The organism is Acidovorax sp. CF316, from assembly GCF_000276605.1.
Taxonomy (GTDB): domain Bacteria; phylum Pseudomonadota; class Gammaproteobacteria; order Burkholderiales; family Burkholderiaceae_C; genus Acidovorax.
Window position 1 is genome coordinate 1 of sequence record NZ_AKJX01000237.1, and the last position, 9335, is coordinate 9335.

At 63.6% G+C, this 9335-nt stretch carries 9 protein-coding genes; 5 read left to right on the forward strand and 4 right to left on the reverse strand.

Going from position 1 to position 9335, the window contains the following annotated elements; translation table 11 throughout:
- Positions 1 to 130 precede the first annotated feature (130 nt).
- The 4 genes from PMI14_RS28165 to PMI14_RS28180 are packed head-to-tail and all read left to right on the forward strand — an operon-like array spanning position 131 to position 5818.
- Entirely contained in the window at positions 131 to 661 is a 531-nt protein-coding gene (locus tag PMI14_RS28165) for a molybdopterin-dependent oxidoreductase (RefSeq protein ID WP_007859937.1), read from the forward strand.
- Positions 662 to 674: 13 nt separating this feature from the next.
- Complete coding sequence (locus PMI14_RS28170) at positions 675 to 3698, forward strand: response regulator (RefSeq protein WP_007859938.1); 3024 nt, start codon at positions 675 to 677, stop codon at positions 3696 to 3698.
- Positions 3695 to 4888 (forward strand): two-component system response regulator, encoded by a 1194-nt coding sequence (locus PMI14_RS28175; RefSeq protein ID WP_007859940.1) that lies wholly within the window; start codon positions 3695 to 3697, stop codon positions 4886 to 4888. Before PMI14_RS28170 ends, PMI14_RS28175 begins: the two co-directional genes overlap by 4 nt.
- A 3-nt stretch (positions 4889 to 4891) precedes the next feature.
- Entirely contained in the window at positions 4892 to 5818 is a 927-nt protein-coding gene (locus tag PMI14_RS28180; protein ID WP_007859943.1) for a response regulator, read from the forward strand.
- Between the two features lie 206 nt (positions 5819 to 6024).
- Here the strand turns inward: PMI14_RS28180 and PMI14_RS35125 are convergent, their stop codons facing one another.
- The 4 genes from PMI14_RS35125 to bioB all read right to left on the reverse strand — a co-directional run bounded on the left by PMI14_RS35125 (position 6025) and on the right by bioB (position 8866).
- Positions 6025 to 6612 carry a hypothetical protein gene (locus tag PMI14_RS35125; protein WP_146187899.1) on the reverse strand — a complete coding sequence of 196 codons (588 nt, stop codon included), beginning with the start codon at positions 6610 to 6612 and terminating at the stop codon, positions 6025 to 6027.
- Between the two features lie 306 nt (positions 6613 to 6918).
- Complete coding sequence (locus tag PMI14_RS35670) at positions 6919 to 7155, reverse strand: hypothetical protein (protein WP_007859949.1); 237 nt, start codon at positions 7153 to 7155, stop codon at positions 6919 to 6921.
- Complete coding sequence (locus PMI14_RS35675) at positions 7152 to 7478, reverse strand: hypothetical protein (protein ID WP_238541920.1); 327 nt, start codon at positions 7476 to 7478, stop codon at positions 7152 to 7154. The genes PMI14_RS35670 and PMI14_RS35675 overlap by 4 nt, the downstream gene beginning before the upstream one ends.
- A gap of 341 nt (positions 7479 to 7819) precedes the next feature.
- A complete protein-coding gene (gene bioB / locus PMI14_RS28190) occupies positions 7820 to 8866 on the reverse strand; it encodes a biotin synthase BioB (RefSeq protein WP_007859953.1) in 1047 nt (348 codons plus the stop codon).
- Here bioB and PMI14_RS35130 point away from each other — a divergent pair.
- Positions 8865 to 9248, forward strand: coding sequence for a hypothetical protein (locus PMI14_RS35130; RefSeq protein ID WP_146187898.1), 384 nt, complete (start codon positions 8865 to 8867; stop codon positions 9246 to 9248). The genes bioB and PMI14_RS35130 overlap by 2 nt on opposite strands.
- Positions 9249 to 9335 lie beyond the last annotated feature (87 nt).

The window sequence follows — 9335 nt, forward strand, 5'->3', positions numbered from 1 at the left end:
GGCCGCCCGCCGCCGCCACATGCGGGCCGCGCGGCGGTGGTCAAATCGCAAGTGCATGAATCCGCGCTGGCTGTTATAACTGTGCATACAGCAAGAAACGGCCCCAAAAGGCCGGCGAGGGGGAAACAGCATGACCGATGCGAAAGGGGCCACAGGCCCGTTGTCACGCCTGGCTGCAGGCGTTTTGGCGGCTGCCTGCGCCTTTCTTCCAGCCCAGGCGCAGCCGCTGGACAAGCCTGCGGGGCCCGTGGTGCTGACCATCCAGGGGGGCGTCAGCAAGACCAACCAGGGGGAGAAGGCCCAGTTCGACATGAAGATGCTCGAAAACCTGCCCCAGAAGACCTTCACCACCCAGACCCCCTGGTACCCCCAGCCCGTCACCTTCACCGGGCCGCTGCTGCGCGACGTTCTGGCGGCCGCGGGCGCCAAGGGCAGCAAGATCACGGCGGTGGCGCTCAACGACTACAAGACCGAGATACCGTTCGACGACGCCACGCGCCACGAGGTGATCGTGGCCCGGCTCATGAACAACCGCGCCATGCCCATCCGCGAAAAAGGCTCCCTGTTCATCGTCTACCCCTTCGATACCAAGGCCGAACTGCGCACCGAGCTCTACTACAACCGCTCTGCCTGGCAGCTCAGCACATTGCAGATCAAGTAGCGCGGGGCTGCCCATGCTGCGCAGCAAGCACCTCCTGCCCCTGATCATCGCCAGCCTGGTGGTGGTCTACGTGTCCATCGCCACGGTCCAGTACCGCCAGTACCGCAGCGTCGAAGCCGTGATGCGCCGGGGCGACGTGAACGCCCTGTGGTCCTACCTGCAGCTCAATGTGGAGCACGAACGGCTGGACCACGCACTGCACCAGTACGAGTACGACCCCCAAAGCATCTCCACGGATGCGCTGCAACTGCGCTACGACCTGTTCCTGAGCCGTTTCAGCGCACTGGAGAGCGGCACCGCGCGCACGCTCATGCAGCACGAGCCGCTGTACGCCAAGGCACTGGCGGAGCTGCAGGAGTTCGTGGAGGCCGGTGACAGCTATTTCGGCCAGAGCGTCGACGCGCGCACCAGCCAGGCCAACATGCGGCTGCTGCGTGAGCGCCTGGTGGAACTGCGCCCGACGGTGCAGGAGCTGTCGCTCAACGCCTCGCGCATTTCCGCGCTGCTCGGCGACCAGCGCAACGCCGAGGTGCAGCACCAGACCCTGCTGACCACCGGCCTCACGGCCTTCCAGGCAGTGCTCACCTTTTTGCTGGCCGTGGCCATGGCCCGGCAGTTCCTCAAGCGCGAAAAAGCCAAGTCGCTGGCCATGGCCGCACAGGCCGAGCTGGTGGAAGCCTTGAAGCGCAGCGAAGAGGTGCTCGAAGCCCGGGTGGTCCAGCGCACCGAGGAGCTGGAGCAGGCCAACGCTACCTTGCGCGAGCACGAGGACGAGCTCGAGGTGGCCCGCGCCCGCGCCGAAGATGCCTCGCAGATGAAGTCGGACTTCCTGGCCAACATGAGCCACGAGATCCGCACCCCCATGAACGCCGTGATCGGCATGAGCCACCTGGCGCTGACCACCGACCTGTCGCCACGCCAGCGCAACTATGTCGAGAAGATCCAGCGCTCGGGCCAGCACCTCTTGGGCCTGATCAACGACATCCTCGATTTCTCCAAGATCGAGGCCGGCAAGCTGGAGGTGGAGACCGTCGATTTCGACCTGCGCGGCGTGCTCGACAACGTGGCCAACCTGATCGGCGACAAATGCTCGGCCAAGGGCCTGGAGCTGATGTTCGATGTGGACCCGGCCCTGCCCGACGACCTGCGTGGCGACCCGCTGCGCCTGGGGCAGATCCTCGTGAACTATGGCAACAACGCCGTGAAGTTCACCGACACCGGAGAGATCGTGGTGCGCGTGACCACGCTGCAGCGCGATGCCGACGGCCTGCTGCTGCGCTTCGAGGTCCAGGACACGGGCATCGGCCTCACGCCCGAGCAGCAGTCGCGGCTGTTCCGCTCCTTCGAGCAGGCAGACACCTCCACCACGCGCAAGTACGGCGGCACCGGCCTGGGCCTGGCCATCTCCAAGAAGCTGGCGGGCCTGATGGGCGGCGAGGTCGGCGTGGACAGCACACCCGGGCTGGGCAGCCGCTTCTGGTTCACGGCCCGCGTGGGCCTGGGCACGCCCTCGGCGCGCCCTTTGCTGCCCGAGCCCGACCTGCGCGGGCGTCGGGTGCTGGTGGTGGACGACAGCGAGCAGGCACGCCAGATCCTGGCGGGCCTGCTGGCCAGCATGAGCTTTGCGGTGACCACGGCCGCCTCGGGCAGCGAGGCGATTGCCGCGGCACGCGATGCGGACGCGGCGGGCGCGCCCTGGGAGATTGCGTTCCTGGACTGGAAGATGCCGGACATGGACGGCGTGCAGACCGCGGCCCAGCTGGCCCTGCTGCCCCACCCCCCGGTGCCGGTGATCGTCACCGCGCATGGCCGGGAGGATGTGTTCCGTGCACTGGAGCAGGCCGGCATCCGCCTGATGCTGACAAAGCCGGTCAGCCCGTCCCAGCTGTTCGACACCGCCATCCGGGCGCTGGGCGGCGTGCAGGACACCGGCCTGGCAGACCGCGCCGCAGCGCGCCGAACCAGCGCGCCCGACCTGGCCCCCATCCATGGCGCCCGGGTGCTGCTGGTGGACGACAACGACCTGAACCAGCAGGTGGGCGCCGACCTGCTGGGCGATGCCGGGCTGGTGGTGGAGGTGGCCGAGAACGGCCAGGTGGCGCTCGACATGCTGCACCAGCGTGCGCCCTACGACATCGTGCTCATGGACATGCAGATGCCGGTGATGGATGGCCTCACCGCCACGCGCCGCCTGCGCGAGAACCCGGCCTGGGCCGGCCTGCCCGTGCTGGCCATGACGGCCAATGCCATGAGCAGCGACCGCGACAGCTGCCTGGCGGCCGGCATGAACGGCCATGTGGCCAAGCCCATCGACCCCGATGAGCTGTTTTCCCAACTGCTGCAGTGGGTGCCGGCGCGCTCCGAGGGCCAGGGAGCGCAGGCTGCTGCCGCACCTGCCCAGGCGGCGGGCACGCTCCCTGAGCCGCTCACGCGCATCGACGGGCTGGACACGGCCGCCGGCCTGCGCCGCGTGCTGGGCAAGCCGGCGGCCTACGAGAGCCTGCTGCGCAAGTTCGTGGCCGGCCAGGCGTCGGCGGTGCAAAACACGCAGACCTTCCTGGCCGCGGGGCAGCGCGAGGATGCCCTGCGCAGCATGCACACCTTGAAGGGCACGGCGGGCACCATTGGCGCGGCACCTCTGGCCCAGTTGGCAGAAGCGGTGGAAAAGGCCCTGGCGGACGGGGCAGACACGGCCGCGCTGGCCGCCCTGCTCTCCCCCCTGGACACCGGCTGCCAGGCGCTGGTGGCGGCATTGCAAGGTGCGCTGCCCGCCGAAGAGGCCGCTGTGGCCCAGGTGCTGGTGGACGAAGCCGAGGCCCGGCAACTGCTGGCGCGCCTGGATGCCCTGCTGGCGGACGACGATTCGGACGCCGTGGAGCTATTCAAGGAGTCCGCGCCCGCCCTCAAGGCCTTGCTGGGCCCCGTCTACGGCGAAATGAAACGGGCATTGGACAGCTACATCTTCACCGACGCACTGGCGCTGCTGCGTGCTGCGCCCCTGACCGACCCCGCGATACAAGGAGGACCCACGTCATGACGAGCAACCCCATGGAGCCCAGCGGCAAATGCACCGTGCTGGTGGTGGACGACATGCCCGACAACCTGTCGGTGATGAGCGGGCTGCTGCGCCCCGACTACAAGGTCAAGCTGGCTAACAGCGGCGAGCGGGCCCTGCAGATCGTCGCCGGCGACGGCAAGCCCGACCTGATCCTGCTGGATATCATGATGCCGGAGATGGATGGCTACGAGGTGCTGCGCCGCCTGCAGTTCAACCCCGACACCGAGGACATCCCGGTCATCTTCCTCACGGCCATGAGCGCATCGGACGACGAGACGGTCGGCCTGGAGCTAGGGGCGGTGGACTACATCACCAAGCCCATCAATCCGGCCATCACGCTGGCGCGGGTGCGCAACCACCTGCTGCTCAAGCGCGCCCGCGACCTGCTGGCGCGCCAGAACCAGTACCTGGAGGAAGAAGTGGCCCGGCGCACGCGGGAAGTGGTGGAGCTGCAGGACGGCACCATCCGCGCCATGGCCTCGCTGGCGGAAACGCGCGACAACGAGACGGGCAACCACATCCGCCGCACCCAGCACTACGTGGAAGTGCTGGCGCGCAAGCTGCAGCACCATCCGCGCTTCAGCGAGGAGCTCACCGAGGCGGCGATCGAGATGATCTTCAAGTCGGCGCCGCTGCACGACATCGGCAAGGTGGGCATCCCGGACCGCATCCTGCTCAAACCGGGCAAGCTCACGCCCGAGGAGTTCGAGATCATGAAGACCCACACCACGCTGGGGCGCGACGCCATCGTGGCGGCGGAGCGCGAGGCGTCGCAGACCAACCCCTTCTTCCGCTACGCCAAGGAGATCGCCTACAGCCACCAGGAGAAGTGGGATGGTTCGGGCTACCCCGAAGGGCTGGTGGGCAACACCATTCCCCTGTCCGCGCGGCTGATGGCCGTGGCCGACGTGTACGACGCGCTGATCTCCGAGCGTGTCTACAAGGCCGCTTTCCCCCACGAGGTGGCGGTGGAAATCATCCGCGACGGCCGGGGCAGCCATTTCGACCCCGACATGGTGGACGCCTTCCTGGCACTGTCCGAGGAGTTCCGGGGCATCGCCCAGCGCTTTGCCGATGGCGAGCATGCGCTGAACGCCCAGGTGGACCGGATCGCCACAGACCTGCCCGCCGAGCACATCGAACTGACCGCGCAAGACACCAAGTCCTGAGACATGCACCCCTCCAAGACCACCGTGCTGCTGGCCGAAGGCGCCAGCGCCATGCGCCAGGCCCTGGCCAGCCAGCTGCAGACCTTCGGCTTCGGCCAGGTGCTGCAGGCCCGCGACGGCGCGCGCGCCCTGCAGCTGCTGCGCGCGGAACCCGTGCACGTGGTGATCTGCGACCTGGACATGCAGGGCCTGGACGGCCTCGCGGTGCTCGAGGCCATGCGCGCCGAGCCCAAGCTGGCGGGCCTGCCCTTCATCCTGATGTCGGGCGGGCTGGACCGCGACTCGGCCGCCCGGGCCATCCGCCTGGGCATCGGCGACCTGCTGGTCAAGCCCTTCACGGTGCGCCGCCTCATTGAGCGCATGCAGCGTGTACTGCAGCGCGACGCCCCAGCGCCCTTGCGCACGGGAGCCCCGGACGAGCACCCGCCCCTGGAACCCGTGCCCGAACCCGAGCGCGCCACCATCCTGGTGGTGGACGACACGCCCGACAACCTGCAGCTGCTGGCCGGCCTGTTCCGCGACCGCTTCAAGGTCAAGATCGCGCACAACGGCGAGAAGGCCCTGGCAATCTGCCAGTCCGACGCGCCGCCGGACCTGATCCTGCTCGACGTGATGATGCCCGGCATGGACGGCTTCGAGGTGGCGCGCCGCCTGCGCGAGCACCACGCCTCGGAATGCACGCCCATCATCTTCGTCACCGCGATGACCGACGACGCCTCACGCCACCAGGGCCTGAGCCTGGGCGCCATCGACTACGTCTTCAAGCCCATCGAACCCGAGCTGCTGCACCTGCGGGTCAGCAACCTCATGTACTACGTGGAGCACCGCAAGCAGCTGCAGAAGGATTTTGACCAGATGCACGAGAACAGCCGGTTGCAGGCGGAGTTGGAGCGCATGCGCGTAGAACTGCAGCGGTTGCGCGGCGGTTGAATATTCCCCGAGCAGGCTCAATAAACAACGGCATCATCCTTCTTTGGCCCTGGATCCTCCGCAATTGCCATTTGCTCTTGTCTTGAGATGACCATCATCACAGTGCCCCCAATGCCATTGGCTTTAAAAATGCCCGCTGACCGACTTCGATATTTCGGCCCACTCTTGTAGGGCCGTCCGTTCACGCCATTTCGGACCAGATCGGTTTATTTATCGCAACTGATGCCTAGCCCGGATTTTGTTGAAATGGAATCATAGTTCTTGTTGCAAAATTTCAATTGCGGCATCAAAAATCCAGCCTTTTGTGCGGAATCCTGCACAATTGTTAAATATTCGGCTGGTAGTGGTTTTCCATCATTCCAATTATATCCAAAAGAGGGAATAAAAATTGGCGTGGAAAATTTTTCAGTGCCACGCTGGTAAGTTACACGGTAGGATAAAAATACTACCACGTCGCTTCCAACAAGACTCTTGTAGTACAGGTCGCGGTCGATTCTGTTTATTAAATCAATTTTTGAGGAAATGTATAGTTTTTTGAATTCACATTGGTTAAAGTATTTTAATGAGTTCGTGTAATCGGGTGCCATCATGTAGATTTTTGCGTCAATTATTTCCATAAACTGATCGGCAACCGATTTATTCTCTGGTTTTTCTACGAACGATAGTTCACCAGAAAGATCTCGATCGGTAAAATTTACTAGTTCGCCGGTTTTGCCATCAGCGTATACAATCCTAGTGAATTTGCCAGTATAAATCAGAGGCTTTTTGGATGCCAGAAAATAGTCGAGAGGCATGGGATCCGGGAATGGCAAGCCAGCTGTCGCCTTTCCCGAAATAAAAAAGCACAAAGAAAGAAAATAATAATATTTGAATATGGATTTAACAATCAATTCAATGAATCGTCTAATTTTTAAAAAATAGACCATATGCGCATCCTCTCTGAATAAATTTTGGCAATTTCGGCGACCTCATTGCAGTTTATCTTTCCCTGGGAATTTCCAATCACCGGGACCACAAGGCGTGAGAAAAACAAAACAAGAATCAAGTTTTCTTTCAAGTATTTTAAATTTAAAAAAACATCTCGATGCTTGCGAATTGGTTTATAACTCCCTCAAACTTTCATCCCCCTCCTTTTGAATAGGACTGAGCAAGAATTCAATTACTCTTCTTTGACCGGTTTTTATTTCAGCCGTGATGTTCATCCTCGGTGCCTGCTTGATCTGCTTGCCATCCAGGTCGATGGTTGTCTGGTTGAGCTTGGGCGTGGCCGGGAAGATCACCCCGCGCTTCTCGTCATTGACTGCGTCTTGCGTCACTTTCTCCACCACGGCGTTCACCGAGCCATAGCGTGTGAAGGTAAAGTCTCCAGTTCCTGGCCCGGGCTCACAAAGCCGATGTCCTTGCTCTCAAGAGTCATGCTGGCGCTGTCGGGCAAGATTACCGTCAGAGCTTGGGCTTCGGTGGGCGTGGCAAGTTGTTGCACGGTGCCGGCCACGGCGGCCGTGAAGGTGGCCGGGTCGCGCTTGAGCACGATCCGTTCACGGGTGCGATCTGGGTTCGCGTGGCGGGATAGGACGCCTTGCTCGTGCTGTTGCGAGACAGAGGGCGCCGCTTTGGGCTTGCCAACAACCATGGTGGCCTGTTGCCGCACAGTGGCCATGTTGGTCAGACGCTCGGTGCTGGTGTGCGAACCCCCTGCCTGGGGCTGCCGGTTGCGGCAGCCGTTGCTCCGCAGGTGCGCAGGGCCGGCACGGATGGCGAGGCCCCCAGCCGCGCGCCGCCAGGGTGCCATGGCGCAGAACTGCTGGTTCGCCGCGGGCGCTGAGCCCTGTGCGGCGTCACTCCCTCGCGGCCGCGCGCCGCCCTCACGCATTTCTTGCATCCTCGCCTCCAGCAATGAATTGCTAGTTGGTGGAGAGGGATGCTATCTGTCTAAGTAGTCTCACCGCGGTGTCAGGACCCACCCAGATGGGTGAGCTTTGCCACTCGTTCAGCAGGCCTTCAGGTCAGCGCTGTCGCATGCGTCTTCAAAGACGCGCTGCCATGCCTTGTCGCCAACAACCCCAGCTTGCCCAGCAGCTGCACATCAGCCTCCACATCCGGATTGCCCGTTACCAGGAGCTTATCGCCGTAGAAGATCGAATTGGCCCCGGCCAGGAAGCACAGCGCCTGCACCGCCTCGCCCAACTGCTGGCGCCCGGCCGAGAGGCGCACGCGGGCGCGGGGCATGGTGATGCGGGCCACGGCGATCATGCGCACGAAGTCGAGCGGGTCGATGGGATCGCTGTCGGCCAGCGGGGTGCCGGGCACGCGCACCAGGCTGTTGATGGGCACGGACTCGGGGTACGGGTCGAGGTTGGCCAACTGGGCAATCAGCCCGGCACGGTGCACGGGCGCCTCGCCCATGCCGACGATGCCGCCGCAGCAGACGCTGATGCCGGCGCTGCGCACATGCTGCAGGGTATCGAGCCGGTCCTGGTAGGCACGCGTGCTGACCACATCGGTGTAGTACTCGGGGGCGGTGTCGAGGTTGTGGTTGTAGTAGTCCAGGCCCGCGTCCTTGAGCGCCTGGGCCTGGTGCCATTCGAGCATGCCCAGGGTGGCACAGGTCTGCAGGCCCAGGCCCTTGACGGCGCCGATCAGCTCGCTGACCTTCTCGATGTCGCGGTCCTTGGGGGCGCGCCATGCCGCCCCCATGCAAAAGCGCGTGGCGCCCGCGTCCTTGGCGGCCTGGGCGGCACGCAGCACCTCGTCCACGGCCATGAGCTTCTCGGCCTTCACGCCCGTGTCGAACTCGGCCGCCTGCGGGCAGTAGCCGCAGTTCTCGGGGCAGCCGCCGGTCTTCACCGAGAGCAGCGTGGCCAGTTCGATGTCGCGCTTGGGCCAGTGATCGCGGTGCACGGTCTGGGCCTCGAACAGCAGGTCCATCAGGGGTTTGTCGAGCAGGGCCTGGATGGCCTGCACCGACCAGGCCCCCCGCACAGGGCGTGAAGCGACGGGACGGTGCAGCTGGATGGCCTGGGGGGCCGCGGTCGTAGTGGATGGCATGGGTTCTTCTCTCCTTGCAATGCTGCCTGGTGGCACCTCCAAAAGGGCGACATCCAGGCAACAGGTGACAAAAGACGCCACAGGCATGAACCCATCCCATGTGGCGCGCTGCGCTATGGCGATGATTCTGAAGGAGAAAAAGGCACAAGATCAAGCCATCGGGTCACAAAAAGTGCCACAAAAACCCATGCACCAACTGCACGCAAGATGGCGTGCAAAAAACCAGAAAAAGGCAGAAGTTATTGGCTTTTGGCAGAATTTGTCCGCATCGAAAAACCCGCCGCATCAAGTTGCCGCTTATGGAGGACATCTGCAGGCAATCCGGGGGCAGGCCTTCGTGTGCCACCTCGACGTTGGCGCAAGATGCCATCCCGATGTGTAAGAACCTGTTCACGATCTCCCAGGGGTCGCGCAGCGGCTTTGGCGGGAGGTATGCAAGGCGCGGTGCGCAGCCAATAGCTCGGCTATT